24 protein-coding genes are annotated in these 24,026 nt (G+C 70.2%); 2 read left to right on the top strand and 22 right to left on the bottom strand.

Features of this window, described 5'->3' with window-relative positions; all coding sequences use genetic code 11:
* Positions 1 to 6: 6 nt before the first annotated feature.
* Entirely contained in the window at positions 7 to 738 is a 732-nt protein-coding gene (locus tag WCE39_RS07475) for a response regulator (protein WP_343276070.1), read from the top strand.
* Here the strand turns inward: WCE39_RS07475 and recO are convergent.
* The 9 genes from recO to rpoE form a co-directional block, all read right to left on the bottom strand.
* On the bottom strand, positions 714 to 1,469 hold the full coding sequence (recO, locus tag WCE39_RS07480) for a DNA repair protein RecO (protein WP_343276071.1): 756 nt from the start codon (positions 1,467 to 1,469) through the stop codon (positions 714 to 716). The genes WCE39_RS07475 and recO overlap by 25 nt on opposite strands.
* Before the next feature lie 35 nt (positions 1,470 to 1,504).
* Positions 1,505 to 2,428, bottom strand: a complete 924-nt coding sequence (era, locus tag WCE39_RS07485; protein ID WP_343276072.1) for a GTPase Era — start codon at positions 2,426 to 2,428, stop codon at positions 1,505 to 1,507.
* Complete coding sequence (rnc, locus tag WCE39_RS07490; protein WP_343276073.1) at positions 2,425 to 3,105, bottom strand: ribonuclease III; 681 nt, start codon at positions 3,103 to 3,105, stop codon at positions 2,425 to 2,427. The genes era and rnc overlap by 4 nt, the downstream gene beginning before the upstream one ends.
* The gene (locus WCE39_RS07495; RefSeq protein ID WP_343276074.1) at positions 3,092 to 3,472 is read right to left on the bottom strand and encodes a DUF4845 domain-containing protein; all 381 of its coding nucleotides are present in this window, start codon (positions 3,470 to 3,472) and stop codon (positions 3,092 to 3,094) included. The genes rnc and WCE39_RS07495 overlap by 14 nt, the downstream gene beginning before the upstream one ends.
* A 59-nt stretch (positions 3,473 to 3,531) precedes the next feature.
* On the bottom strand, positions 3,532 to 4,323 hold the full coding sequence (gene lepB, locus WCE39_RS07500; protein WP_343276190.1) for a signal peptidase I: 792 nt from the start codon (positions 4,321 to 4,323) through the stop codon (positions 3,532 to 3,534).
* Between the two features lie 40 nt (positions 4,324 to 4,363).
* A complete protein-coding gene (gene lepA / locus WCE39_RS07505; RefSeq protein ID WP_343276191.1) occupies positions 4,364 to 6,157 on the bottom strand; it encodes a translation elongation factor 4 in 1,794 nt (597 codons plus the stop codon).
* Positions 6,158 to 6,454: 297 nt separating this feature from the next.
* On the bottom strand, positions 6,455 to 7,969 hold the full coding sequence (locus WCE39_RS07510) for a Do family serine endopeptidase (RefSeq protein WP_343276075.1): 1,515 nt from the start codon (positions 7,967 to 7,969) through the stop codon (positions 6,455 to 6,457).
* The gene (locus WCE39_RS07515) at positions 7,966 to 9,030 is read right to left on the bottom strand and encodes a sigma-E factor negative regulatory protein (protein WP_343276076.1); all 1,065 of its coding nucleotides are present in this window, start codon (positions 9,028 to 9,030) and stop codon (positions 7,966 to 7,968) included. The genes WCE39_RS07510 and WCE39_RS07515 overlap by 4 nt, the downstream gene beginning before the upstream one ends.
* The gene (rpoE, locus tag WCE39_RS07520) at positions 9,027 to 9,641 is read right to left on the bottom strand and encodes an RNA polymerase sigma factor RpoE (protein ID WP_343276077.1); all 615 of its coding nucleotides are present in this window, start codon (positions 9,639 to 9,641) and stop codon (positions 9,027 to 9,029) included. Before rpoE ends, WCE39_RS07515 begins: the two co-directional genes overlap by 4 nt.
* A 197-nt stretch (positions 9,642 to 9,838) precedes the next feature.
* Here rpoE and WCE39_RS07525 point away from each other — a divergent pair, with 197 nt between their 5' ends.
* Complete coding sequence (locus tag WCE39_RS07525) at positions 9,839 to 11,893, top strand: 3-hydroxyacyl-CoA dehydrogenase NAD-binding domain-containing protein (RefSeq protein ID WP_343276078.1); 2,055 nt, start codon at positions 9,839 to 9,841, stop codon at positions 11,891 to 11,893.
* A gap of 43 nt (positions 11,894 to 11,936) precedes the next feature.
* On the opposite strand, the gene WCE39_RS07530 is transcribed toward WCE39_RS07525, so the two are convergent.
* The 13 genes from WCE39_RS07530 to WCE39_RS07590 all read right to left on the bottom strand — a co-directional run bounded on the left by WCE39_RS07530 (position 11,937) and on the right by WCE39_RS07590 (position 24,012).
* Positions 11,937 to 13,634: a tetratricopeptide repeat protein gene (locus WCE39_RS07530; protein ID WP_343276079.1), complete on the bottom strand. Its 1,698-nt coding sequence runs from the start codon at positions 13,632 to 13,634 to the stop codon at positions 11,937 to 11,939.
* Positions 13,635 to 13,734: 100 nt separating this feature from the next.
* The gene (locus WCE39_RS07535) at positions 13,735 to 14,094 is read right to left on the bottom strand and encodes a PilZ domain-containing protein (protein WP_343276080.1); all 360 of its coding nucleotides are present in this window, start codon (positions 14,092 to 14,094) and stop codon (positions 13,735 to 13,737) included.
* Positions 14,091 to 15,134, bottom strand: a complete 1,044-nt coding sequence (holB, locus tag WCE39_RS07540; protein WP_343276081.1) for a DNA polymerase III subunit delta' — start codon at positions 15,132 to 15,134, stop codon at positions 14,091 to 14,093. The genes WCE39_RS07535 and holB overlap by 4 nt, the downstream gene beginning before the upstream one ends.
* Positions 15,131 to 15,772, bottom strand: a complete 642-nt coding sequence (gene tmk / locus WCE39_RS07545) for a dTMP kinase (protein ID WP_343276082.1) — start codon at positions 15,770 to 15,772, stop codon at positions 15,131 to 15,133. The genes holB and tmk overlap by 4 nt, the downstream gene beginning before the upstream one ends.
* On the bottom strand, positions 15,769 to 16,815 hold the full coding sequence (mltG, locus tag WCE39_RS07550) for an endolytic transglycosylase MltG (protein WP_343276083.1): 1,047 nt from the start codon (positions 16,813 to 16,815) through the stop codon (positions 15,769 to 15,771). Before mltG ends, tmk begins: the two co-directional genes overlap by 4 nt.
* A gap of 75 nt (positions 16,816 to 16,890) precedes the next feature.
* Positions 16,891 to 18,321: an aminodeoxychorismate synthase component I gene (locus WCE39_RS07555; protein WP_343276084.1), complete on the bottom strand. Its 1,431-nt coding sequence runs from the start codon at positions 18,319 to 18,321 to the stop codon at positions 16,891 to 16,893.
* A 33-nt stretch (positions 18,322 to 18,354) separates the two neighbouring features.
* Positions 18,355 to 19,590 carry a beta-ketoacyl-ACP synthase II gene (gene fabF, locus WCE39_RS07560; RefSeq protein WP_343276085.1) on the bottom strand — a complete coding sequence of 412 codons (1,236 nt, stop codon included), beginning with the start codon at positions 19,588 to 19,590 and terminating at the stop codon, positions 18,355 to 18,357.
* Positions 19,591 to 19,703: 113 nt separating this feature from the next.
* Positions 19,704 to 19,943: an acyl carrier protein gene (gene acpP, locus WCE39_RS07565; protein ID WP_343255975.1), complete on the bottom strand. Its 240-nt coding sequence runs from the start codon at positions 19,941 to 19,943 to the stop codon at positions 19,704 to 19,706.
* Between the two features lie 112 nt (positions 19,944 to 20,055).
* Positions 20,056 to 20,799 carry a 3-oxoacyl-ACP reductase FabG gene (gene fabG / locus WCE39_RS07570; RefSeq protein WP_343276086.1) on the bottom strand — a complete coding sequence of 248 codons (744 nt, stop codon included), beginning with the start codon at positions 20,797 to 20,799 and terminating at the stop codon, positions 20,056 to 20,058.
* Between the two features lie 172 nt (positions 20,800 to 20,971).
* Complete coding sequence (fabD, locus tag WCE39_RS07575; protein ID WP_343276087.1) at positions 20,972 to 21,916, bottom strand: ACP S-malonyltransferase; 945 nt, start codon at positions 21,914 to 21,916, stop codon at positions 20,972 to 20,974.
* Positions 21,917 to 22,129: 213 nt separating this feature from the next.
* Positions 22,130 to 23,122 (bottom strand): beta-ketoacyl-ACP synthase III, encoded by a 993-nt coding sequence (locus WCE39_RS07580; protein WP_343276088.1) that lies wholly within the window; start codon positions 23,120 to 23,122, stop codon positions 22,130 to 22,132.
* Between the two features lie 114 nt (positions 23,123 to 23,236).
* Positions 23,237 to 23,431, bottom strand: a complete 195-nt coding sequence (gene rpmF, locus WCE39_RS07585; protein ID WP_343255971.1) for a 50S ribosomal protein L32 — start codon at positions 23,429 to 23,431, stop codon at positions 23,237 to 23,239.
* 56 nt (positions 23,432 to 23,487) lie between these two features.
* Positions 23,488 to 24,012: a YceD family protein gene (locus WCE39_RS07590; protein WP_343276089.1), complete on the bottom strand. Its 525-nt coding sequence runs from the start codon at positions 24,010 to 24,012 to the stop codon at positions 23,488 to 23,490.
* Between the last annotated feature and the right edge of the window lie 14 nt (positions 24,013 to 24,026).

Consider the following 24,026-nt stretch of genomic DNA (forward strand, 5'->3'; position numbering starts at 1 on the left):
GCGTCGATGAAGCCCCGCATCCTGCTGGTCGAGGACGACCCGACCACCGCCGCCTTCCTGGCCGCCGCCGCGGAAGCATTGCCCGCAAGCGTGGATACCGTGGGAACGCGCGCCGCCGCCCGCGCCCAGGCCGCCAACATCGCGTACGTCCTGTGGCTGGTCGATGCCCACCTGCCCGACGGCGACGGTGCGGGCCTGCTGGCCGACCTGCGGGCACTGGGCCTGTCCACGCCCGCGATCGCACACACCGCCGCGCGCGAGGACGACGTGCACCGGTACCTGCACGAAGCGGGTTTCGACGCCGTGCTGGTCAAGCCCCTGGCCGCGGCCGCGCTGCGGGCGGCGATCGCGGGCACGCTGGCCGGAGGGCTGGCGACGCGCATCGCCGAGGAGCTGCCGGACATGGCCAACGCCCCGGACGCGCAGGGCGCCGCGCCATCGGCCTGGGACGACGTCGCGGCGCTGCGCGCGCTCAACGGCGAGCGCGCGCACGTCCACGCCCTGCGCCAGCTGTTCCTCGCGGAGCTGCCGGCCGCCCATCGCCTGGTCATGGACACGGGGCAGTCGGGCCGGCACGAGGCGCTGCAGGACGCCCTGCACCGCCTGCGCGCGAGCTGCGGGTTCGTGGGCGCGGCGCGGCTGGAGCAGGCCGTGGCCGCCCTGCAGCGCGCGCCGGGCTCGGCCGGCGCACTGGCCCACTTCGACGCCGCGGCTCAGGAACTCTCACCGCCGCCCTGACCCGCCGGCGCCGCGGTCATCCGGCCCAGGTCGCCCAGCAGCTGCCACGAGGCCAGCGGCCTGCCGCCGAGGTGCGACTGCAGCACTTCGCGCAGCACGCGACGCAGGCCGCCGAGATCCTCCGCCGGCGGCGCGTCATCCGCGGCCAGCGCCAGCAACGCGCGCCCGGTGGCGCTCCGTGCGCGATCGCCGCCGCGGTCGCCGTGCACGCGCAGCGGCCCCTGCTCCGGGTCCAACCGGTAGCGCGCCGCGGGATCCAGCGGGTCACCGTCGCCTTCGTGCGCGTAGTCCAGGCCGACGCCGAGCGCATCCAGCAGGTCGCGCTCGAAGCGACGCAGGGTCCACGCGAGCGGTTCACCGGCGCCCAGGCGCGCGCGCAGCTCGCCGTAGGTGGCGTAGAGCTCCGGCTGGGGGTCCTGGCGCGGGGCCAGTCGCAGGATCAGTTCGTTGGCGTAGAAGCCCGACAGCATCGCGTCGCCTTGCAGCCGCGGCGCGGCGTCCAGCGCTTCGGCCGTGGTCAACTGGGCGAGTTCGCCGCGGAGAACGGCATCAAACCGGATGTGCTGCAGCGGCTGCAGCGCCGCGCGCAGCGCCTGCCGCTTCGGCCCGCGCACGCCGCGCGCGACCAGGCCGATGCGCCCGTGCTCCGCGCACAGCACCTCGATCAACAGGCTGGTTTCGCGCCAGGCCCGTGCGTGGAGGACGTAGGCGGGCTCGCCAAGGATTCGCATCCCGCCATTGTAGGTTCCGGGCCTCCGGGGAGTGGCTAGTCGCCGTAGCCGAGTGTGCGCAGGGCGGCTTCGTCGTCGGACCAGCCGGCGCGGACGCGGACGAAGGTCTCCAGGAAGACCTTGCAGTCGAACAGGCGCTCCATCGACAGACGCGCCTTGGTGCCGATCTCGCGCAGGCGCATGCCACCCTTGCCGATCACGATCGCCTTCTGGCCGTCGCGCTCCACCCAGATGACGGCGCCGATGCGCACCAGCGGCCCGGACTTCGAGGTCTCTTCGGTGAAAGACTCGATCTCGACCGTGGTCGAGTACGGAAGTTCGGCACCCAGCTGGCGCATCAGCTGCTCGCGCAGCAGCTCGCCGGCCAGGAAGCGTTGGCTCTTGTCGGTGATGGCGTCTTCGTCGTAGGCGGGCTCGCCTTCCGGCACCAGCGCCAGCAATTGGGCCACCAGCGCGTCCAGGCCGGTGCGCTTGAGCGCGGACACCGGGTGCACGCCGGCGAATTCGCGGTCCGCGGTGGCCTGCTGCAGGTAGGGCAGCAGGCTGGCCTTGTCCTTGATGCGGTCGACCTGGTTGACCACCAGCACCACCGGCACCTTCGCCTCGCGCAGGGCTTCGTAGGCAAGGCCGTCCTCCTCGTCCCAGCGCCCGGCCTCGACCACCAGCACGGCCGCGTCCACGCCTTCGACCGCACCGCGCGCGGCGCGGTTCATCATCCGGTGCATCGCGGTCGCCGACTGCCTGCGTTCGCCGCGGTGGATGCCGGGGGTATCGACCAGCTGCAGCTGGCCGCCGGGGAACGTGGCGATGCCCAGCAGCCGGTGGCGCGTGGTCTGCGGGCGGTTGGAGACGATGCTGACCTTGACGCCCACCAGCGCGTTGACCAGGGTCGACTTGCCGACGTTGGGCCGGCCGACGATGGCGATCGCGCCGCTGCGGCTGGGGGCTTGGGTGTTCATGGTTTCACTGGTTCCAGTTGGGCGAGCACCGCGGACGCGGCCTCCTGTTCTGCGGCGCGGCGCGAGCTGCCGCTGCCTTCGGCCCCGGTCGCGGGATCGCTGAGCTGGCAGCGGACCATGAAGATCCGCGCGTGCTCTTCGCCGCCTTCCGACAGCAGTTCGTAGGTCGGGAGCGGACGCTGGCGCGCCTGCAGCCACTCCTGCAGCCGGGTCTTTGGATCCTTGCCGATGCCCGCGGCCGGGAGGGCATCGATCTCCGGCTCGAACCAGGGCAGCACCGCGGCGCAGCAGGCGTCGAAGCCCGCGTCGAGGTAGATCGCGCCGACCACCGCTTCAAGCGCATCGGAGAGGATCGAGTCGCGGCGGTGCCCGCCGGACTTCATCTCGCCCGGGCCAAGCGTGATGCGGGCGCCAAGCTCAAGCGTGCGCGCGATCCGCGCCAGCGATGATTCGCGCACCATCTCGGCGCGGGCGCGGGTCATCGCGCCTTCGTCGGCCTTGGGCCAGCGCAGGTACAGGGCCTCGGCCACGATCAGCCCGACCAGGGCGTCGCCGAGGAACTCCAGGCGTTCGTTATGCGGTGCGCCGGCGCTGCGATGGGTCAGCGCCTGCGCCAGGAGCGCGGGATCGCGGAACACGTGTCCCGCGATGCGCGCAGGGGCATCAATCGACCGCACCGGCCCTGGTCAGCATCTGCGTGGACTCGAACTTGCCCACGACGTCCAGGTTGCCGATGAGTTCCTTGCGGACCTCGTACTTGACGTCCATCTGCCAGCCGGCGCCAACGCGCTTGAGCTTGACGTGCTCGGGCTTCACGTTCTCGGAATAGCTGATGTACAGCCGGCGGAAGAACAGGTCCTGGATCTTGCGCGGCTCGGTGGTGGCGATGCCCGGCTCGTTGGCCAGCCCCTTCATCGCCGAGCGCACACTGTAGTACTCCGAATACATCGGGAACAGCTTCATGCCGACGTAGGCGAACAGGCCCACGACCGCCAGCACGATGATGAATCCGAGCAGGGTGATGCCGCGTTGTGAATTCCTCATTGCCCCTCTCCCCTTGGTCCGCGATGCGTTGGTTGTCGCGCCGGCCGGTGCGGCCGTGGTCACAGGCGCGTGCCGATGCGCTTGAAGTCCACGCCGCCGGCGGCGCTGTCGAAGTTCATCCACACCAGGAACGCCTTGCCGCGCAACTGGGCCTCCGGCAACGTGCCCCAGAAGCGGCTGTCGTCGCTTCTATCACGATTGTCGCCCATCACGAAATACTCGCCCGCCGGCACCGTCCACTCGCCCACGCCGTGGCTGGCGAACAGCGGGCTTTCGATCTCCAGCACTTCGTGCGGACCGGTGCCCAGGTCTTCGGCCAGCAGGGTCGCGCCGGTCATCTCCTCGCCGCGGCCCTTGCCCACGTATTCGCCGACCGGCTGGTAGGCCGCCGGCTCGCCATTCACGTACAGCACGTTGTCGGCATAGGCGATCCGGTCGCCGGGCAGGCCGACCACGCGCTTGATCCAGTCCTGGTCCGGGTGCGCGGGCGGCCGGAACACGACCACGTCGCCGCGCTCGGGCAGGCCGATCTCGACCACCTTCCTGTTGTTGACCGGCAGGCGCAGGCCGTAGGCGAACTTGTTGACCAGGATGAAGTCGCCGATCAGCAGCGTCGGCATCATCGAACTGGAAGGAATGCGGAAGGGCTCGGCGATGAAGCTGCGCAGCACCAGCACCACCAGCAGGATCGGGAAGAAGGCGCGCGCGTAGTCGACGACGACCGGCTCCCTGTCCTCGTCCAGCAAGCCTGCACGCGCCTTGCGCGCCTTGGCGAAGAACAGCCGGTCCAGCAGCCAGATGATGCCGGAGGCGAAGGTCAGGATGACCAGGCCGAGTTCGAACCACTTCATCATGCGCGCACCTCGCCCGTGGCACGCCCGTTGGCCGCCATCACTTGTTGTCCACCTGGAGCACCGCGAGGAAGGCTTCCTGCGGGATCTCGACGCGCCCGACCTGCTTCATGCGCTTCTTGCCTTCCTTCTGCTTTTCCAGGAGCTTCTTCTTGCGGCTGATATCGCCACCGTAGCACTTGGCCAGCACGTTCTTGCGCAGCGCCTTGACCGAGCTGCGGGCGATGATCTGCGAGCCGATGGCGGCCTGGATCGCGACGTCGAACTGCTGCCGCGGGATCAGGTCCTTCATGCGGTCGGTCAGGTCGCGGCCGCGGCGGTCGGCGTGGCTGCGGTGGACGATGATCGACAGCGCGTCGACCTTGTCGCCGTTGATCAGCGTGTCCACGCGCACGAAGGGGCCGGCGTCGAAGCGCACGAAGTGATAGTCGAGCGAGGCGTAGCCGCGGCTGACCGACTTCAGGCGGTCGAAGAAGTCCAGCACCACTTCCGCCATCGGCAGCTCGTAGCTGATCTGCACCTGGCTGCCGAGGTAGTTGATGCCGATCTGGCTGCCGCGCTTCTCTTCGCACAGGGTGATCACGTTGCCGACGTAGTCCGGCGGCGTGAGGATGTTGGCGCGGATGATCGGCTCGCGCACTTCCTCGATCTTGTTGGACGGCGGCAGCTTGGCCGGGTTGTCCAGCGACATGACCTCGCCGTCGGTCATCAGCACTTCGTAGACCACGGTCGGCGCGGTGCTGATCAGGTTGAGGTCGTACTCGCGCTCCAGGCGCTCCTGCACGATCTCCATGTGCAGCATGCCGAGGAAGCCGCAGCGGAAGCCGAAGCCCATGGCCTCGGAGCTCTCGGGCTCGAAGCGCAGCGCGGCGTCGTTGAGGCGCAGCTTTTCAAGTGCCTCGCGGAGGTCCGGGTAATCGTCGGCGTCCACCGGGAACAGGCCGGAGAACACCCGCGGCTGCATCTCCTGGAAGCCGGGCAGCGGGTGCGGCGCGGGATCGTTGGCGAGCGTGAGCGTGTCGCCGACCGGCGCGCCGTGCACGTCCTTGATGGACGCGTTGATCCAGCCCACCTCGCCCGCGCGAAGCGCCGCGGTTTCCTTGCGCTTGGGGGTGAACACGCCGACCTTGTCGACCTGGTGGGTGCGCCCGGTGGACATGACCAGCATCTTGGCGCCGGCCTTGATCTCGCCCTGCATCACCCGCACCAGCGACACCACGCCCAGGTAGTTGTCGAACCAGGAGTCGATGATCAGCGCCTGCAGCTTGTCGGTGTCGCGCGGCACGGGTGGCGGGATGCGGTGCACGATCGCTTCCAGCACCTCCTCGACGTTGAGGCCGGTCTTCGCGCTGACCGCCACCGCGTCGGTGGCGTCGATGCCGATCACGGCCTCGATCTCGGCCTTGGCGCGCTCGATGTCGGCGGTGGGCAGGTCGATCTTGTTGAGCACCGGGATGACTTCCAGGCCCTGCTCGACCGCGGTGTAGCAGTTTGCGACCGACTGCGCCTCGACGCCCTGGGCCGCATCCACCACCAGCAGCGCGCCCTCGCAGGCTGCCAGCGAGCGACTGACCTCGTAGCTGAAGTCGACGTGGCCGGGGGTGTCGATGAAGTTGAGGTGGTAGGTCTCGCCGTTGCGCGCCGTGTACGGCACCGATACCGACTGCGCCTTGATGGTGATGCCGCGCTCGCGTTCGATCGGGTTGTTGTCGAGGACCTGCGCCTCCATTTCGCGCGCGGTCAGTCCGCCACACAGCTGGATGATGCGGTCGGCCAGCGTCGACTTGCCGTGGTCAACGTGCGCGATGATGGAGAAGTTGCGGATGTTCCGCATTGATTCGGGGGGCATGGGCGGCAGTCTGGTGGCCCCGTGGCCGGGGCTGGGCGATCGAACGGGATATTGTCGCACAGCCGCCGCGGGCCGCTGCGCCGTCTGTGCAAAGCGCCACATCACCCTTGCGGGATCCGGCGCGCCAGCCAGTGGGCGCCGCCTCGCCATCCAGTGGGAGCCGCCATGGCGGCGATGGGTCCGCGAACATGGCGGCAACGCATCGCGGCCATGGCCGCTCCCGCATGGCCGCACTCATACGACCGCTCAAACAGGGCCGGTCACGCAGGGTTGTGGGGCCCCCTACTCGGCGCTCTTGCGGGGCGTCACTGCGATGAACTGCGTGCCGCCACTGCGGTTGCGGACCAGCAGCATGACCGTTTCCCCGGCCTTGACCTTGCCAAGCTCGCGGTCGAGCGCGGCCGGGGTGGCCACGTTCACGCGGCCCACCTGCAGGATCACGTCGCCCGGCTGGATGCCGGCGCTGCGCGCGGCCAGCCCCTCGACCCGGGCCACGGCCACGCCCTCGTCGGGCTTCAGATCCAGCCTGCGGCGCTGCTCGGCGCCCAGTTCGCTGCCCACGAGACCCAGCGGATTGCTCTGCTGCGCCGCCGGCGCGCGCGTCGCCGGGCCGGGTCCCGCGGCCACGATGCCTTCGTCAAGCTCGCCCAGGGTCACGGTGAGGTCCCTGTTGCGCCCTTCGCGCCAGACCTTGACGCGGACACGGCTGCCCGGGGCCTTGGCACCGATCATCGGTGGCAGGTCGCTGGACTGCCTGATGGGCGTGCCATCCACCTCGCGGATCACGTCGCCGCGCTCGATGCCGGCCTTGTCCGCCGCGCCGCCCTGGATCACGTCGACCACCAGCGCCCCGCGGATGTCCGGCAGGTCGAGACCCTTCGCGTCGTCGGGCCGGATCTCCTGCACCTGCACGCCGATCTGGCCGCGGCGCACCTGCCCGGTGTCCTTGAGCTGCTCGGCCACGTTCATCACCACGTCGATGGGAATCGCGAAGCTCACGCCCATGTAGCCGCCGGAGTTGGAGAAGATCTGCGAGTTGATGCCGATCACCTCGCCGCTGGTGTTGAGCAGCGGGCCGCCCGAGTTGCCGCGATTGATCGCGACGTCTGTCTGGATGAAGGGCACGTAGCGCTGGTTGGAATAGCGGTTGGCGCGGCCCACGGCGCTGACGATGCCGGCGGTGACCGACTGGTCGAAACCGAACGGCGAGCCGATCGCGACCGCCCACTGCCCCGGTTTGACGCTGTTCGCGTCGCCCGCGCGCAGGAAGGGCAGCCCCTTGGCGTCGATCTTCAGCACGGCGACGTCGGACTGCTCGTCGCTGCCGATCACTTCGGCGCTGAAGCCGCGGCGGTCGGGAAGCGTCACCCGGACCTCGCTTGCACCATCCACCACGTGGTGGTTGGTGATCACGTAGCCGTCGCCGGAAATCAGGAAGCCGCTGCCCATGGACATGCCGCCCCGGCCGCCACCGGGATCCTGCGGCACGCCCGGGAAGGGCATGCCGGGGCCGAAGAAGCGGCGGAAGAACTCGGGCATCTCGTCGGGCATCGCCTGCGCCTGACGGTTGCCGCGGGCGCCGATGGTGACTTCGATGTTGACCACCGCCGGCGCGACGCGATCGACCAGGCGGGTGAAGTCCGGCAGGCCGGTGACCAGCGGTGCGGACGGCGGGGCCGACACCGCGGCGGCCGGCGCCTGCTCCTGGGACTGCGCGGTGGCGGCCGGGATCACGACCGCGGCGGTGCCGGCAGCGGTCAGGGCGACCAGTGCCACGGCGAAGACGGATTTTTTCATCGGGGATCGGCCTCGACTGGATGAACGGGAAGGGGCTTGGCCGCCGCGGGCGCCGCGTCCAGGCGCGGTTGGAACGGCGCGAAGGCGTCCGCCTGCTGCAGCCCGTAGCTGGCCGCGAACGGTCGGGTGCCCGGCAGGCCGGACAGCGTGGCGCGAGGCCAGGGTCGGGTGGCGGCCTCGGGCGCGCCAAACAGGGCTTCACCGCCGACAGCGGCTGAAGGCAGTGCCGCCAGCGCCGGCAGCCCGACATCGACCGGATCGACCGCAGCCGGGCGCGAGCCCTGGCCGACCCCGTGCGTCGGAACCGGCGGTGCCACGGGCAGTCGCGCCCTTGCCACCGCCCGCACCGGGGCGTCGGCGACCCCCTGCGAGCGGCGCGCCGCGGCGCGCTGCGCCTGGCTGCGCGTGCTGCCGCGATCGGCGGCGCGGCGCGGAACCTCGGCCACCGCGATCGCCAGGGGCGCGGCTGCAGCCAGCAGGCCGGGCGCTGGATCGGTCCCGGTGGCGGCAGGCGCCGCGTCGTCGCCGGTGCGTCCGGCATCCGTCGCGTGGGCGAGCGAACTCGCCACTCCATCGCGCTCGACCATGGCCGGCGCGGACATCGAAGTACTGGAGGCCGTGGCCAGCTCTGGCGCCTGGGCGTCGGGCAGCTGGCGGGCCATGAACAAGGCCACCAGGGCGACCGAAGCAGCCAGCGCACCGCCACCCCAGCGCAGCAAGCGCGGCGTCCGGGCCCGCCGCGTCCGCGCGTGACCCGCCGCGGACGCGGTCGCCGTCGCCTCGGGCGCAGCGATGGCACGCGCCACCCGGCTGGAGAAATCCGCCGGCAACAGGGCGTGCCCGCGACCGCGCAGGACCTCGCCGCAGACCTGCCAGCGCTCCCAGCATGTCGCCAGCTCGGCGTCGTGCTGCAGCCTGCGCAGCATGAAGCGCGCCTGGTCCGGTGACAGCTCGCCATCCAGCATCGCCGAGAGCTGCCGGCGGTTGTGGGCGTAAAGCTTGTCCGGCGGCGCCGGTTCGAAGTCGATGTCGTCGTAGTCGTTGGTCATCAGCGTGCTCATTGCGCCGCGCGTTCGGGCGCGGATCCGGTGTCCATCAGGGGTTCGAGCTCGATGTCGATCGCCTCGCGGGCGCGGAAGATCCGCGAGCGGACGGTGCCGATGGGGCAGTCCATGCGCGAGGCGATTTCCTCGTAGCTCAGGCCTTCGACTTCGCGCAGGGTAATGGCCGTGCGCAACTCCTCGGGCAGTGCTTGGACCGCGCGAAGCACCGTTTGTTCCATCTGCTGGCGCATCAGCTCTCGCTCCGGCGTGTCGTTGTCGCGCAGGCCGGTGGCGGAGTCGAAGTGTTCGGCGTCGCCAACCTCGATGTCATCGGTCGGCGGACGGCGGCTGTGCGCGACCAGGTGGTTCTTGGCGGTGTTGACCGCGATCCGGTGCAACCACGTGTAGAACTGCGAGTCGCCGCGAAAGGTGCCGATCGCGCGATAGGCGCGGATGAAGGTCTCCTGCGCGATGTCCTGGCACTCGCTCCAGTCGCGCACATAGCGCCCCACCACGGCGGCCACGCGATGCTGGTATTTGCGCACCAGCAGGTCGAACGCCGCCATGTCGCCCTGCTGGACGCGGCGGACAAGGTCCTGGTCGAGCCGCGTATTGTCGATTTCAGTCATCGGCCGGTGCTCTCCTCGGGACCGGCCCTTGGGGCCGGTTATGACCTTCACGCCGGGCAAAAGTTCCCTGCTGCAGGATCATCTGGGGTCGCGTTCAGCCGCGTGCAAGCCGCTTTGGCCGGGGCGGACCATTTGACGCCGGTGAAACAGACTCTGGATCATAGGCAATTCCCCCGTACCCGCACGGATGGTTCCGCATGATTCCTGGCCTCGACGGTCTGCGCTTCAGCCACTGGCAGGCGGAGCAGCGCACAGACGGCGTTGTGCTGCTCACTTTCGACCGCCAAGGCGAGTCGGTGAACACCTTCGCCCAGGACGTCCTGGTCGAACTCGACGCCCTGCTCGAACGGCTGGCGCTCGATCCCCCGAAGGCGCTCGTGCTGCGCTCCGGCAAGGCGAAGGGCTTCATCGCCGGCGCCGACATCCGCGAATTCGCCGAATTCGACGCCAGGGGCACCATCGGTGATTCCATCCGCCGCGGCCAGCAGGCCTTCCAGCGCCTGGCGGAACTGCCCTGCCCCACCGTGGCCGCGATCCACGGGTTCTGCATGGGCGGCGGCACGGAGATTGCGCTGGCCTGCCGCTATCGCGTGGCCAGCAACGACCCCTCCACGCGCATCGGCCTGCCCGAGGTGAAGCTGGGCATCTATCCCGGCTGGGGCGGCAGCGTGCGCCTGCCGCGCCTGGTGGGCACGCCGGCGGCGATGGACATGATGCTGACCGGACGCACGCTGTCGGCGTCGGCGGCGAAGAACATCGGCCTGGTCGACAAGGTGGTGGAACCGGCGCAGCTGGTCGACGCCGCGGCCGGGCTCGCGCTCAAGGGCGTGGTGCGCCCGCTCAAGCAGCGCTTCACGGGCTGGCTGACCAACACCGGGCCGGTGCGGCAACTGATGGCGCCGATGCTGGTCAAGCAGGTCGCGCGCAAGGCACGCAAGGAGCATTACCCCGCGCCTTACGCGCTGATCGAGACCTGGCGGCGCACCGGCGGCGGCATCCAGAACCGCCTCACCGCCGAGCGCAAGTCGGTGGTGAAGCTTGCGGGCACGCCGACCGCGCGCAACCTGACGCGGGTGTTCTTCCTCCAGGAGCGGTTGAAGGCGCTTGGCGGCAAGGACAGCGGCATCCAGCGCGTGCACGTGGTCGGCGCCGGGGTGATGGGCGGCGACATCGCGGCGTGGGCGGCGCTGAAGGGTTTCGAGGTCACGCTGCAGGATCGCGAGCAGGGCTATATCGACACGGCGCTGGCACGCGCGCAGGACCTGTTCGCGAAGAAGGTCAAAGTCGATGCGAAGCGGCCCGAGGTCGCGGCGCGACTGAAGTCGGACCTGGCCGGCGACGGCGTGGCCGGCGCGGACCTCGTGATCGAGGCGATCATCGAACAGCCCGACGCCAAGCGTTCGCTGTACGCGGGCGTGGAGCCAAAGCTCAAGGCCAACGCCCTGCTCACCACCAACACTTCCTCGATCCCGCTTGACGAGTTGTGCACCGGCCTCGCGCGACCGGCGCAGTTCGCCGGCCTGCACTACTTCAACCCGGTGGCGCTGATGCCGCTGGTGGAGATCGTGCGCCACGAGGCGATGGACGCCGATACCGAGCGCCGCCTTGCCGCGTTCTGCAAGGCGATCGACAAGCTGCCCGTGCCGGTGGCGGGGACGCCCGGCTTCCTGGTCAACCGGCTGCTGTTTCCTTACATGCTCGAGGCCGCTACCGCGTATTCGGAAGGCGTTCCGGGCGCGGTGATCGACAGGGCCGCGGTGAAGTTCGGCATGCCGATGGGTCCGATCGAACTGATCGACACCGTGGGCCTGGACGTGGCCGCAGGCGTGGGCGCCGAACTCGCGCCCTTCCTTGGCCTGCCGATCCCGGCATCGCTGGCGACGCCGCCCGGGACGGGCAAGCGCGGCAAGAAGGACGGCCAGGGCCTGTACGCCTGGGAAAACGGCAAGGCGAAGAAGCCGGAGGTGCCCAAGGACTACAAGGCGCCGGCAGACCTCGAGGATCGCCTGATCCTGCCGCTGGTCAACGAAGCGGTGGCGGCACTGCACGAAGGCGTGGTGGCCGACGGCGACCTGCTGGATGCGGGCGTGATCTTCGGCACCGGGTTCGCGCCGTTCCGGGGTGGCCCGATCCAGTACGTGCGCGAATCGGGGGCGGACGCCCTGCTGCTGCGGCTGAAGGCGTTGCAGGCAACGCACGGCGACCGGTTTGCGCCGCGCCCCGGATGGGATTCGCCGGCGCTGAGGCGCTGACGGAAAGCCCCGGATCCCGGGCGTTGCAATCGGGTGGCGGCGCCTACATCCGCGAAGTCCCCGGCTTGATGTCGGCATGCTTCCAGGCCGCGGCAAAGCTGCGCTCGGCCTCCGCCGCCTGTTGCCGCTTGCCCTGCGCGGCCAGGCTCAAAGCCAGCCCCTGCAGCGACCAGCCATTGTCCGGGTTGCGTCGCAGCTCTTCGCGGTAGACCTGTTCGGCCTCGGCGGCGCGACCGGCCTCCAGCAGGACGGCACCCAGCGAATGCCTGACTGGCGCGTGCCAGCCGGGCGGCTCGTCGTAGGGGATCGCATCTTCCATCGCCACCGCTTCTCGCAGGGCGGCCACGGCGTCGGCGTGCGCGCTCCTTGCATGCGCCAGCTCCGCGGTCACGATGCGTTCGGCGATTCGCGCCGAGTACGCCAGTGGATACCGGTCCCACACCATCAGCGTGTCCATCAGCGGGTCGGCCGCCAAGGGGCGCAGGGCGGCGAGGTGGCGCCCGGCGGCGTCCAGCCGATGCTGGCGCACGGCCGCCACGCCCTGCGCGTAGTGCCAGATCGCAGTGACATAGGGCAGGTCCGCGGCGGGGTTGGGCAGCGCCGCGATCTCGTCCCAGCGGCCGAAGCGCACGCGTTCGAACCACGGCGTCATCCAGTAGTGCTGCAGGCCCGCGAAGCCTGGTTGGCGCATCAGGTCGGGGAGGTCGGTGCGTTCGGCGGTGTGCTTCGCCGCCTCGCGCGCGACCGCGCTGTCGCCTTCCATGCTGGCCGCGAACCACAGGAAGTGATGGTTGTGCGGCACGTAGCCGAGCGGGTATACGCCGGCCACGTTGCCGCGGCACAGCGCGAGGTAGGCGTCGTCGGCTTCGATCGCACGCTGGTTGGCGATCACCGCGTCATGCCAGCGGCCGACGCGTGCATAGATGTGCGCCGGCATGTGCACCAGGTGACCGGAGCCGGGGATCAGTTCGCGCAGCCGGTCGGCGGCGACCACCCCCCGTTCGGGCATGGCCGAGGCTTCGACTGCATGCACGTACAGATGGAGCGCGCCGGAGTGGTCGGGATGATCGCCCATCACCGATTCGAGCACCGACACGATCTCCGCCGTATGCCCCTGGGGCTGCAGCTGCGCGTCGTAGTAGTCCCAGGGCTGCAGGTCCATCAGCGCCTCGGCGTGGAACACCGCGGCGTCGGGGTCGCCCGGACGCGCGTGCATCAGGCTGCGAGTGGCGGCGGCATAGGCCTCGTCCAGCGGGCGGCGATCCTCCGGCGGCTGCCGGGCGTAGCGCGCCTCCAGCGCATGGATGAACGCCTGCTCGCGCGGCGTGGCGCGGTCGGCAAGGGCCACGGCTTTCTGCAGGCGCTCCCAGGCACGCGCGTTGTCGGCCGGGTCCATCCCGGCGTTGACGTGCGGGCCGAGCACCAGCGCCGCGCCCCACCAGCACATCGCACAGGCGGGATCGAGTTCGGTGGCCTTGCCGAAGGCACGGCCCGCGGCGTCGTGGTTGAAGCCGTAGGTGAGGCTCAGCCCCTGGTCGAACCAGCGCTGCACCTCGGGATGCGAGCTGGTGACCGGGAAACTGTAGTCGCCCAGTCCCTCCAGCAGGTTGGCGCCCAGCGCCATTTCGGGGGGCGATACCGGCGCCTGCGACAACATCGCCGGGTCGTTGCCGGGTGTCGAACAGGCCGAGGCCAGGGCGAGTGCAAAAACGATTGGCGCGATGCGTAAGCGGGATTCCATGGGCCTGCTCCAGAGCCCCCTGCAATCGAACACAACGCGCCGGATCGTCGCCATCGGCCACGGCCCGCCGCCGCTGCCGACGAGCCTGCACTCCGGAGGGCTACATCGTATGCGTGGGCTTCTCGGCGGTCAGGCTTCCGGCCAGCAGGGTCTCGATGCGACCCTTCACGTTCTCGCCTTCGGCGGTGTCGGCGAACTGCACGCCGATGCCGGCGGTGCGGTTGCCCTGGGCGCCGGGCGGAGTCACCCAGACCACCTTGCCCGCGGCCGGCAGGCGCTCGCTGGATTCCGGCAGGGTCAGCAGCACGAAGACCTCGTCGCCGATGAAATAGCGCCGCGTGGTCGGCACGAAGATGCCGCCGTGCTTCAGATAGGGCATGTAGGCCGCGTACAGCTGGGCCTTGTCCTTGACTGCCAGGGACAGGATGCCCTGCCGCGCGCCGCCGCCGGTTGCACTCATCGCGTAACTCCCCTTGCCTTGTCGCCCGCCGCGTCGCGCCATGCGAGCAGCAGGTCCACCACCGCGAGATCGGCGCGGACCGTGCTGCGCAGCAGTTCGCGGGTGCGATTGGCCGCGTCGAACCAGGCCGCCAGCTTCCGGATTCCCGCGGGATCGGTCAAGCCGGCGGCGTGGTCGCGCGACAGGTCCGCGGCGTGAAGCAGGCGCTGCATCGCCGATTCGTCCGCGGTCCAGGCCTTGGCGACCTCCAGCGGCGAGGCCGTGTTCGATGCCACTTTGGCCAGGTCCGCGGCGACCTCGCGGCGCAGCGCCATGCCACCGTCGCGCAGCCAGGCATCGGCCAGGCCGGGATGGCCGCGCGCCGCAGCCAGGGCTTCGGTGGCGACTGCAGGCGCATGGCCCTGTGCCTGCAGCCAGGCCGCGGCCTCGTCTGCCGGCGGCAGGCGGAACTCGAGCCGCTGGCAGCGGCTGCGGATGGTTGCGGGCAGGCGCGCCGGGTTGGCGCTCAGCAGCCACAGGTAGCGCCCGGGCACCGGCTCTTCCAAGGTCTTGAGCAGGGCGTTGGCGGCGGCATCGTTCATGTCGTCGGCGGGATCGATGATCGCGACCTTCGCGCTGCCGTATTGCGGGGTGGTGGCCAGGCGCGCAGAGAGCTCGCGCACCTGGTCCACGGGAATCACCGTCATCTGCCGCGCCGGCGAGGGGGTGTGGCGCCAGGCATGGCCGACGAAGATCGCGTCCGGATGGCCCGGGTGGCCCCAGGGCTGCGACAGCGTGCCATCGGGCCGCTGCTCCAGCGGATCCTTCTGCGAGCGCGAGCGGTACAACACGCAGGGGCGGCACTGGCCGCAGGGGCGCGCGGTGCCGTCGGTCGCCTGGCAGAGCAGGCGTGCCGCGAGGCGTTCGGCGACCACGCGCTTGCCGAGCATGGCCGGACCGGTGAACAGCAGCGCGTGGCCCATGCGTCCGCCCTCGAGCGCGGCGGCGGCGTGGTCATATACCCGCTGCTGCCAGGGCGCGAGCGGCGCGTCGAAGCTCATGCCCCGCTCCGCGATGCGCGCAGCGCGGCAAGCGCCGCCGCCACCACTTCGTCCACCGGGCGAGACGCGTCGACCACGCGGAAGCGCGCGGGCTCGGCCGCTGCGCGCGCGAGGAAGGTCGCGCGCACGCGCTCGAAGAACGCGTCACGTTCGCGCTCGATGCGGTCGGGCTGCGGGTCACGAGTGAGGATGCGCGCGCGGCCGTGGGCCACGTCGATATCAAGCAGCAGCGTCAGTCCGGGGCGGACGCCGACCACGCGGCGCTCGAGGGCGGCGATGAAGTCCACGTCCAGGCCGCGGCCGCCGCCCTGGTAGGCATAGCTGGAATCGGTGAAGCGGTCGCACAGCACCCAGGCACCGCGCTCGAGCGCCGGCAGCACGGTCGCGCGCACGTGCTGCGCGCGCGCGGCGAACATCAGCAGCAGCTCGGTCTCGGCTGCGACCGCCTCCTCGCCGGGGTGCAGCAGCAACTCGCGGATCTTCTCCGCCAGCGGCGTGCCGCCGGGTTCGCGCGTGACCACCACTTCGCCGCCGTCGGCCATGAGCGCGTCACGCAGCGCGGCCAGCACCGTGGTCTTGCCGGCGCCCTCGCCGCCTTCCAGCGAGACCAGGCGCGGATGCATGGGCACTGCGCTCATCGCGGCCCGTGCTGTTCGCGATAGCGCTGCACGTACTGGCGCACGGCGGCGTTGTGCGCCTCGAGCGAGGGCGAGAACACGTGGCGGCCGCTGCCGTCGCCGATGGCGACGAAGTACAGCGCGTCGGTCTCCTCCGGCTGCGTGGCCGCACGCAGCGCGGCGGCGCCGACCATCGCGATCGGTGTCGGCGGCAGGCCGTCGCGGGTATAGGTGTTGTACGGCGTGTCGGTGAGCAGGTCGCGGCGGCGGATGTTGCCGTCGTAGCCGCTGCCCATGCCGTAGATCACCGTCGGGTCGGTCTGCATGCGCATGCCGATGCGAAGCCGGCGGGTGAACACGCCGGCGATCATGGGCCGCTCTTCGGCGATGCCCGTTTCCTTCTCCACGATCGAGGCCAGCACCAGCGCCTCCTCGGGGGTATGGATCGGCAGGTCGTCGGCGCGTGCCTGCCAGGCGGCGTCCAGCGCAGCATCGAGGTCGGCGGCGGCGCGGCGCAGCAGGTCGACGTCGCTGTCGCCGCGGTCATAGGCGTAGGTTTCCGGCAGGAACCGGCCCTCGGGATGCACGCCCTCGCGGCCCAACGTCGCCATCAGCGCGGCGTCATCGACCTCGTGCAGGGTCTGCACCAGCGGCGTGGCGCGGGCCAGCGCGGCGCGCAGCTCGCGGATGTTCCAGCCCTCGACGATGGTGAAGCGATGGTGCACCACCTTGCCGTCGCGCATGTGCCCGAGCAGCTGCCTGGCGGTGATGCCGGGCTCCAGCGCGTACTCGCCCACCTGGATATGGCCGTCGGTCCTGAGCTGCCGCGCCAGCAGGCGCCACTCGAGGTCGCGGCCTGCGTCGATGCCCTGCCCGCGCAGGCGCGTGACCACGCTGCGCAGCGTGTCGCCGCGCTCGACCATCAGGTTGTCTCCGGCCTCGACGCCCGGCAGCGGCCCGGTGGCGAAGCGCTGGTAGCTGCTCCAGGCCTGGTAGCCGACCGCGCCGGCCACGATGGCCGAGAGCAGGAACAGCACGAGGACGATGCGCTTGAACGCCTTCATGGCGCGCGCCCGGCGGTGTGGCGATGGCGGTCGGAATGCATGCGCCGAAGGATACCGTGCCCGCCGCGGCGCCGGTCAGGCACCGATGGCCTGCAGCATGCCGCGGGCCTTGGCGCGGGTCTCGTCAAGCTCGTGCACCGGGTCGGAATCTGCGACGATCCCGGCGCCGGTGCGGAAGCGCAGCGCATGGCCGCTGACCTCTGCGCTGCGGATCAGGATGTTGAGGTCCATGTCGCCGCTGCGGTCGAGCCAGCCCATGGCGCCGGTATAGGCGCCGCGGCCGACGCCCTCCAACTCGGCGATGATCTCCATGCAGCGCACCTTGGGCGCCCCGGTGATCGTGCCGCCGGGGAACACCGCGCGCAGCACCTCGCCGGGCGTGGCATCCGCGCGCAGTCGCCCGCGCACGTTGCTGACGATGTGGTGCACGTGGGCGTAGCTCTCCACCACCATCAGCTCGTCGACCTCGACGCTGCCGGCGCGGCTGACGCGGCCGAGGTCGTTGCGCTCGAGATCGACCAGCATCACGTGCTCGGCACGCTCCTTGGCATGGCCGACCATCTCCCGGATGCGCTCGATGTCGTCGTCGCCCGGCAGCCGTGGCCGGGTGCCCGCGATCGGCCGGGTCTCGACCAGGTCGCCCCGCACCGACACCAGGCGCTCGGGCGAGGCGCTGACCACCGCGCCGGCGTCACCCAGGTCGAACAGGCCGGCGAACGGCGCCGGGTTGGCGCGGCGCAGGCGCTCGTACAGCGCAGCGGGTGCAAGCGGCGCGTCGAAGCGCGCCTCCCAGCCCCGCGACAGGTTCACCTGGAACACGTCGCCGGCGCGGATGTACTCCAGCGCACGGGCGACGGCGGCGAGGTAGTCGCCGTCCGGGTCTTCGCGACAGTCGCGCAGCGTCGGCCAGTGCAGCGCGGCGGTGGAGGCGGCGCTTGGTTTCACGGAATCCACCAGCACCTGCTCCAACAACGCCTCGGCGCCGTGTTCCGCCAGCACCACCGTTTCGCCGCTGGCGCGGTCGCGCAGCACCGCCGCCGGACAGCGGCAGGCCACGGCCACGGGCAGCGCACCTGGCGCGGGCGGCAGGCGCAGCACCGGCTCCACCTGCGCGCCAAGCTCATAGCCCAGCAGCAGCGCCCAACCGCCCTGGAATGGCCACGGCGAAGGCGCGCGCGGCCGGCGCAAGGCGCCCCAGTCGGCGTCGAGGCTACGCAGGAAGTCATCGCTCACGGGCGTGCTGTCTTCGCGCGTGCTGTCTTCGCGCGTGCTGTCTGCGAGCGATACGTCCGCAGGCGTGCCCTCAGCAGACGTGCCGTCGCTGCGCCGCGTGCTGCCGTCGCGACCGAGCGTGATGCGCGCGCCGTCGGCCACGAGCAGCATGTCCCAGCGCCCGAGCGCGGTGCCCGACGCCACGGATTCGAGCAGCAGCGGATAGCGTGCGGGCGCACGGCGCTGCAGCGCGAGCAGGTCGAGGCCGTGCGCGAGCGCGCGGACGTGGGTCATATGCGGATTCCGCCGCCTGCAGCGGCACCGTGCTCAGATGCGCCGGAAGACGAGACTGCCGTTGGTGCCGCCGAAGCCGAACGAATTCGACATCGCCACGTCGACCTGCTGCTCGCGCGCGGTGTGCGGCACGTAGTCGAGGTCGCAGCCTTCGGAAGGATTGTCGAGGTTGATGGTCGGCGGGATCACGCCGGTATGCAGCGCCATCGCAGAGAACACCGCCTCGACGCCGCCCGCGGCGCCCAGCAGGTGGCCGGTCATCGACTTGGTCGAGCTGACCATCACCTTGCGCGCGTGTGCGCCGAGCACGCTCTTGATGCCCATGGTCTCGGCCAGGTCGCCGGCCGGCGTGGAGGTGCCGTGGGCGTTGATGTAGCCGACCGCGGACGGATCGATGCCGGCGTCGCGGATCGCGGCCACCATGCAGCGCGCGCCACCCTCGCCGTTCTCGCTGGGCGCGGTCATGTGGTACGCATCGCCGCTCATGCCGAAGCCGGCGAGCTCGGCGTAGATGCGGGCGCCGCGCGCCTTCGCGCGTTCGTATTCCTCGATCACGAGGATGCCGGCGCCGTCGCCCATGACGAAGCCGTCGCGGCCCTCGTCCCAGGGACGCGAGGCGCGCTGCGGATCGTCATTGCGGGTCGACAGCGCCTTCATCGCGCAGAAGCCGCCGAGCGAGGTCGGCGTGGTGGCGAACTCGGCGCCGCCGGCGATCATCGCGTCGGCGTCGCCGTACTGGATCATGCGCATCGCCAGGCCGATGTTGTGCGTGGCCGTGGTGCAGGCGGTGACCGCGGCGATGTTGGGGCCCTTCGCGCCGGTGATCATCGACACGTGGCCGGCGATCATGTTGATGATCGTGCTGGGCACATAGAACGGCGAGATCTTGCGCGGGCCGCCTTCGTGGAACTTGACGGTGGTTTCCTCGATGCCCTTCAGGCCGCCGATGCCGGCGCCGATCGCGACGCCGATGCGCTCGGGGTCGGCGGCCACGTCCAGCCCCGCGTCGGCGATCGCCATCATCGAGGCGGCCACGCCGTAGTGCACAAAGGGATCCATCTTCTTGACGTCCTTCGGCGGGATCCACTGCGTGGGATCGAAGTCCTTCACCTCGCCCGAGATCCGGGTGGCGAAAGCCGAAGCGTCGAAATTGGTGATCGGGCCGATGCCCGAACGGCCGTCCACGATGCCCTGCCATGACGAGGCCAGGTCATTGCCAAGCGGCGACAGGATGCCGAGGCCGGAGATGACGACGCGACGCTTGGACATGTGGACTCCTGGACGGTTGAACACGCCGCCGAGCGGCGCGCCGGAAACGCCCGAGGCCGCATCAGCGGCCCCGGGTTTTTTACTCGTTGCGGCGCGCTGCGCCGCCTGGCGAGTCAGGCCTTGACGTGCGTCTTGACGTAGTCGATCGCCTGCTGCACCGAAGTGATCTTTTCGGCTTCTTCATCGGGGATCTCGCACTCGAACTCTTCTTCGAGCGCCATCACCAGCTCGACGGTATCGAGGGAATCCGCACCCAGGTCGTCGACGAAGGAGGCGCTTGCGCTGACCTCGTCTTCCTTGACGCCCAGTTGTTCGACGACGATCTTCTTGACGCGCTCTTCGATGCTGCTCATAGGTATCCGGCTCCGGTGGAGGCTGTTGCGGTGGGTAGTGTAAGGGATTCGGGTGGAGGTGGTAGCGGCCGGGTGTGTCCCTTTCCGTTCAGGGACCTGCCGACCGCTCCCGTCACGGCATGTACATGCCGCCGTTGACGTGCAGGGTTTCGCCCGTGATGTAGCCGGCGTCCGGGCCGGCCAGGAAGGCAACGGCGCGGGCGATGTCCGCGGGCTCGCCCAGGCGGCCGAGGGCGATCTGCGCCGCCATGGCGGCCTTGGCGTCCTCGGGCAGGTCGCGGGTCATGTCGGTGCTGATGAAGCCCGGCGCGACCACGTTCACGGTCACCCCGCGGCTGCCGATCTCCTTCGCCAGCGACTTGGAGAAGGCGATGATGCCGGCCTTGGCGGCGGCGTAGTTGGCCTGGCCGGCGTTGCCCATCACGCCGATCACCGAAGCGATGCTGACGATGCGGCCGCGGCGGGCCTTCATCATGCCGCGCATGACCGCCTTGGAGGCGCGGTAGACGCTGGTCAGGTTGGTGTCGAGGATGGCCTGCCAGTCCTCGTCCTTCATCCGCATCAGCAGGTTGTCGCGGGTTATGCCGGCGTTGTTGACCAGGATCGAGATCGGGCCGATGTCCTTGGTGATCGAATCGACCAGCGCTTCGATCGCGCCCGGCGTGGTCACGTCAAGCACGCGGCCGTGGCCGCCCTGCGCCGCGAGGCGTTCGCCGATCGCGGTGGCGCCGCCGTCGCTGGTGGCGGTGCCGACGACCGTCGCGCCACGCGCGGCCAGCTCGTCCGCGATCGCCGCCCCGATGCCACGGCTTGCGCCGGTCACCAGCACGATCTCGCCTTTCAGTTCCTGGGTCATTCTGCTTCTGCCTGTATCAGTAAGAGCTTTGCCACGGATTTACGCGGATTGTTCACGGATTTACACGGATAAAACAGGAAAGGGCCGCAGCGGTCCCCCGCTTGTGCCTTTTCATCTGCACTTGCCCTGTCCGCGTGGATCCGCCCTTACGCGCGTAAATCCGTGGCAAGAATCAGCTGTTCCATTCTGCCAGTGCCGCGTCGAAGTCTGCGACGGTACCGAGGGCGCGGGCGTCGAGGGACTTGTCGATGCGGCGGGCCAGGCCGGTGAGGACCTTGCCGGGGCCGCACTCGCCGATGCGGGTGGCGCCGCGGCTGGTCAGGGCCTGCACGCAGTCGGTCCACTGCACGGGCAGGTACAGCTGGCGGACCAGCGCGTCGCGGATCGCCTGCACGCCTTCGTGGACCTCGGCATCGACGTTCTGCACCACCGGCAGCGCGGGCTCGCGCCATGCCAGGCCCGACATCGCCTCGGACAGGCGGTTGGCCGCCTCGCGCATCAAGGGCGTATGCGAGGGCACGCTGACGGCGAGCTTCACCGCCTTGCGCACGCCCTTGGCGGCAAGCAGTTCCAGCGCGCGGTCGACCGCAGCAGCATGGCCGCCGATCACCACCTGGCCCGGCGAATTGAAATTGGCGGGCACCACCACTTCGTCACCCGACGCTTCGGTGCAGGTCTCGCGAACAAGCGCGTCCTCGGCGCCGATGACGGCGGCCATGGCGCCCGTACCGGCGGGTGACGCGGCCTGCATCAGCTGGCCACGCAGGCGCACCAGGCGCGCGGCATCGGCCAGCGGCAGCGCACCGGCCGCGACCAGCGCCGAGTACTCGCCCAGGCTGTGGCCGGCCAGCAGCGAAGGCGCCGGCCCGCCCGCGGCCTGCCAGGCGCGCCATACGGCCACGCCCCCGGCCAGCAGCGCCGGCTGGGTGAACTCGGTGCGGTTGAGCTGCTCTGCATCGGCATCCTGCGACAGCGCCCAGAGATCGATCCCGGCACCCTCGGAGGCCTCGGCGAAGACCTCGCGCACCACGTCGCCGCGCCCGGCAAGGTCGGCGAGCATGCCCGGCGACTGCGAGCCCTGGCCCGGGAAAACGAATGCAAGCTGCGAAGCGGTCAAGAGGCGGTCCAGATCAAAAAAGCCGGGCGATGATAAGCCCGAACCACCCGCCCCGTCTGTACCCGCCCGTATTGAGCCGGACCTGCACGCCGCAGCGACCCGGTCCGCTCGCTCCTCGCCACCCTCGACCCAGCCGGGAGGGATCCCCCGGAAACGCAAAAGGGCCGCGGTTTCCCGCGACCCTTTCGCCATGCAGCGTGCAGTTGCCCTGGCTCAGTAGCGCAGCAAAGCCGAGCCCCAGGTGAAGCCGCCGCCGAAGGCTTCGAGCAGCAGCAGTTGGCCGCGCTCGACCTTGCCCGAACGCACCGCTTCGTCCAGCGCCAGCGGCACCGAGCCAGACGAGGTGTTGCCGTGCTTGTCGACGGTCACGATCACGCGTTCCATCGGCATTTCCAGGCGTTTGGCCGTGGCTTCGATGATGCGCAGGTTGGCTTGGTGCGGGATCAGCCAGTCGATCTCGCTGCGATCGATGCCGTTGGCCTCGAGCGTCTCCTCGACGATGCTGTCCAGCGCGCGCACCGCGTGCTTGAACACGTCGCTGCCGGCCATCTGGATGCGCACGCCGGCGTTCTTTTCGTTTTCCTTGAAGCCGACCGAGACCCCGACCGGGTTCCACAGCAACTCCTTCTTCGCACCGTCCGCGTGCAGGTGCGTGCTGAGGATGCCGGTTTCGGTATCGGCCTTGAGCACTACCGCGCCGGCGCCGTCGCCGAACAGCACGCTGGTGGTGCGTTCACCCCAGTCGATCATGCGCGTCAGCGTCTCGGAGCCGATCACCAGCGCGGTCTTGACCGAGCCGGAAGCGATGAATTTCTCGGCCACGCTGAGCGCGAAGATGAAGCCCGAGCACGCCGCGTTGACGTCGAACGCCGGGCAGCCCGCCACGCCCAGCCGCGCCTGCACCAGGCAGGCGGTGGACGGGAAGATGAGATCGGGCGTGGTCGTGCCGACGATGATCAGCTCGACCTCGGCGGCTTCGATACCCGCGGCTTCCAGCGCGCGCACGGCGGCATGGAAGGCCAGGTCACCGGTGGTCTCGCCCTCGGCGGCGATGTGGCGCTGGCGGATGCCGGTGCGCGCCGCGATCCATTCGTCCGAGGTATCGACGAACTTGGCGAGGTCGTCGTTGGTCAGGACCTTGGCCGGCAGGTAGCTGCCGGTCCCTGCAATGCGCGCGTACATGCGCGGTGCGGCGGACTCACTCATTACGAAGACGGACCTCGCGTGTTGCTGGGCGCCACGAATGGCGCCGACGGCTGCGTGGCGCACGGGGCGCCACGGCCAGGGCATCGCCCGCGATGGATGCGGGCGCGCTGAGGATCAGTCTTCCTCGGCCACGCGGGTCTTGGGCACGATCACCTGGCGGCCGCGGTAGAAGCCGTCGGCGGTCATGTGATGGCGCAGATGGGTCTCGCCCGACACCGGGTCGGTCGCCAGCTGCTTGGCGCTCAGCGCGTCGTGTGCGCGGCGCATGCCGCGGCGCGAGGGGGAAACACGGGATTTCTGTACAGCCATGGGAGTGCTCCAGCAGCAGGAATTATCAATCGGGGATCCGGGCGATCCGGATCCGGTCAGTCTTTCTTCTTCAGCGCAGACAACGCCGCGAACGGGTTGATCTGCGCCTCTTCGTCGGCGGCGACCGGCCAGTCGCGTTCGACGCTTTCCGACCCGGGCGCCACCGGTACCACCGGCACCGCCAGGATCAGCTCGTCTTCGACGAGGTCGACGGGGCGGATGGCGCCGTCGTCGGCCACGACCAGGGCTTCGTACCCTGGAGGCAGCGCGGCTTCGGCAGCCTCGCCCTCGTCATCCCCCGCCCGCAGCAGCCCCAGCCGCTGCACCAGCGACACCGGGAGCTCGAAGCGCTGCAACGTGCGCTGGCACAGCAGCGGCAGGCGCGCCTCGATCCCCAGCTCGACGTAGGGCACCTGCAACGCGTCGCGATCGAAGGAGACGGTGCAGGACACCTCGCCTTCGTCGTCGGCCAGCGCTTCGCGCAGGCGCGGCAGCGCGGACAGCGGCAGGCGGCCGACGAACTCCCGCCGGGCCGCAACCATGCGCCAAGCGTCCACTACTTCGGGCACGTCTGCGGACATAAGCCGCAAAATGT

Origin of the sequence: Luteimonas yanweni (genome assembly GCF_039548475.1) — a bacterium.
Taxonomy (GTDB): Bacteria; Pseudomonadota; Gammaproteobacteria; order Xanthomonadales; family Xanthomonadaceae; genus Luteimonas.

Bases quoted from the DNA above. Each gene is read 5' to 3' on its own strand.
- WCE39_RS07475 (WP_343276070.1), top strand. From the start codon at position 7: ATGAAGCCCCGCATCCTGCTGGTCGAGGACGACCCGACCACCGCCGCC.
- recO (WP_343276071.1), bottom strand. From the start codon at position 1,469: ATGCGAATCCTTGGCGAGCCCGCCTACGTCCTCCACGCACGGGCCTGG.
- era (WP_343276072.1), bottom strand. From the start codon at position 2,428: ATGAACACCCAAGCCCCCAGCCGCAGCGGCGCGATCGCCATCGTCGGC.
- WCE39_RS07495 (WP_343276074.1), bottom strand. From the start codon at position 3,472: ATGAGGAATTCACAACGCGGCATCACCCTGCTCGGATTCATCATCGTG.
- lepB (WP_343276190.1), bottom strand. From the start codon at position 4,323: ATGAAGTGGTTCGAACTCGGCCTGGTCATCCTGACCTTCGCCTCCGGC.
- lepA (WP_343276191.1), bottom strand. From the start codon at position 6,157: ATGCGGAACATCCGCAACTTCTCCATCATCGCGCACGTTGACCACGGC.
- WCE39_RS07510 (WP_343276075.1), bottom strand. From the start codon at position 7,969: ATGAAAAAATCCGTCTTCGCCGTGGCACTGGTCGCCCTGACCGCTGCC.
- WCE39_RS07515 (WP_343276076.1), bottom strand. From the start codon at position 9,030: ATGAGCACGCTGATGACCAACGACTACGACGACATCGACTTCGAACCG.
- rpoE (WP_343276077.1), bottom strand. From the start codon at position 9,641: ATGACTGAAATCGACAATACGCGGCTCGACCAGGACCTTGTCCGCCGC.
- WCE39_RS07525 (WP_343276078.1), top strand. From the start codon at position 9,839: ATGATTCCTGGCCTCGACGGTCTGCGCTTCAGCCACTGGCAGGCGGAG.
- WCE39_RS07530 (WP_343276079.1), bottom strand. From the start codon at position 13,634: ATGGAATCCCGCTTACGCATCGCGCCAATCGTTTTTGCACTCGCCCTG.
- WCE39_RS07535 (WP_343276080.1), bottom strand. From the start codon at position 14,094: ATGAGTGCAACCGGCGGCGGCGCGCGGCAGGGCATCCTGTCCCTGGCA.
- holB (WP_343276081.1), bottom strand. From the start codon at position 15,134: ATGAGCTTCGACGCGCCGCTCGCGCCCTGGCAGCAGCGGGTATATGAC.
- tmk (WP_343276082.1), bottom strand. From the start codon at position 15,772: ATGAGCGCAGTGCCCATGCATCCGCGCCTGGTCTCGCTGGAAGGCGGC.
- mltG (WP_343276083.1), bottom strand. From the start codon at position 16,815: ATGAAGGCGTTCAAGCGCATCGTCCTCGTGCTGTTCCTGCTCTCGGCC.
- WCE39_RS07555 (WP_343276084.1), bottom strand. From the start codon at position 18,321: ATGACCCACGTCCGCGCGCTCGCGCACGGCCTCGACCTGCTCGCGCTG.
- fabF (WP_343276085.1), bottom strand. From the start codon at position 19,590: ATGTCCAAGCGTCGCGTCGTCATCTCCGGCCTCGGCATCCTGTCGCCG.
- acpP (WP_343255975.1), bottom strand. From the start codon at position 19,943: ATGAGCAGCATCGAAGAGCGCGTCAAGAAGATCGTCGTCGAACAACTG.
- fabG (WP_343276086.1), bottom strand. From the start codon at position 20,799: ATGACCCAGGAACTGAAAGGCGAGATCGTGCTGGTGACCGGCGCAAGC.
- WCE39_RS07580 (WP_343276088.1), bottom strand. From the start codon at position 23,122: ATGAGTGAGTCCGCCGCACCGCGCATGTACGCGCGCATTGCAGGGACC.
- rpmF (WP_343255971.1), bottom strand. From the start codon at position 23,431: ATGGCTGTACAGAAATCCCGTGTTTCCCCCTCGCGCCGCGGCATGCGC.
- WCE39_RS07590 (WP_343276089.1), bottom strand. From the start codon at position 24,012: ATGTCCGCAGACGTGCCCGAAGTAGTGGACGCTTGGCGCATGGTTGCG.